At 71.3% G+C, this 1,009-nt stretch carries 1 protein-coding gene; it reads left to right on the top strand.

The annotated features are described in order from the left end of the window. On the top strand, positions 1–987 hold a 987-nt coding region (locus ABWU78_RS20880), incomplete at its 5' end, for an IS110 family transposase (protein WP_439159390.1). Positions 988–1,009: the final 22 nt, after the last annotated feature.

The following is a 1,009-nucleotide window of genomic DNA, read 5'->3' as shown; positions in this document are numbered from 1 at the left end:
GGCACTGGTGAGGTCATCGATACCCGAGAGTTCCCGACCACGAGCGCGGGCCTGGCCCGTGCGATCGCGTGGGTCGCGCGCCGCACCGGTGGTGATCTCGCCGTGTTGTGGGTGATCGAGGGCGTCGCGTCCTATGGTGCGGGCCTGACCGGCGCCGTCGAACGGGCGGGCTACGAGGTCGTCGAGGCCGCGCGGATGGACGCGCGCGCCCACCACGGGATCGGCAAGTCCGACCCGTTGGACGCTGCCCGCATCGGTGCCGCCGTCCTGGCGCTGGATACCGACCAGCTGCGCCGTCCGCGCCGGGGCGACGGCATCCGAGCCGCCCTACGCGTCCTGGTCACCGCCCGCGACCACATGACAGGCGAACGCACCGCCACCATCAACGCACTGACCGCCCTGGCCCGCGTGGTCGACCTCGGCCCCGACGCCCGCAAGCCACTGACCCGCACCCAGATCGCCGCAGTCGCGCGCTGGCGCCCGCGCGAGGAAGACCTCGCCACCGCGACCGCACGCACCGAAGCCGTCCGCCTGGCCAAGCGCGTGAACGAGCTCGACGAACAGATCGCCGCCAACCAGGCCCGCTTGACCGAGCTCGTCCAAGCCAGCCAGGCCGCACCGCTGCTGACCAAGATCGGCATCGGCCCCGTCACCGCCGCGATCGCCCTGACCGCCTGGTCCCACCCCGGCCGGGTCCGCTCCGAAGCAGCCTTCGCCGCCCTGGCCGGGGTGAACCCCATCCCCGCGTCCTCGGGCAACACCGTCCGTCACCGACTCAACCGCGGCGGCGACCGCCGCCTGAACAAAGCCCTGCACATCGCCGTCCTGACCCGCATGACCCACGACCCCGAAACCCGCGCCTACATCGAACGACGACGAGCCCAAGGACGCACCACCCGAGAGATCCGACGCTGCCTCAAGCGCTACCTCGCCCGCCAGATCTACAGGACCCTCAACACCACCGAACCCACCACCACCCCAGCTTGACGAACATAGAAGGATCCGTGGT

The sequence above is a fragment of the Cellulosimicrobium sp. CpK407 genome (genome assembly GCF_051844275.1).
Taxonomy (GTDB): domain Bacteria; phylum Actinomycetota; class Actinomycetes; order Actinomycetales; family Cellulomonadaceae; genus Cellulosimicrobium; species Cellulosimicrobium cellulans_G.
This window is presented reverse-complemented; position numbering and strand designations above follow the sequence as displayed.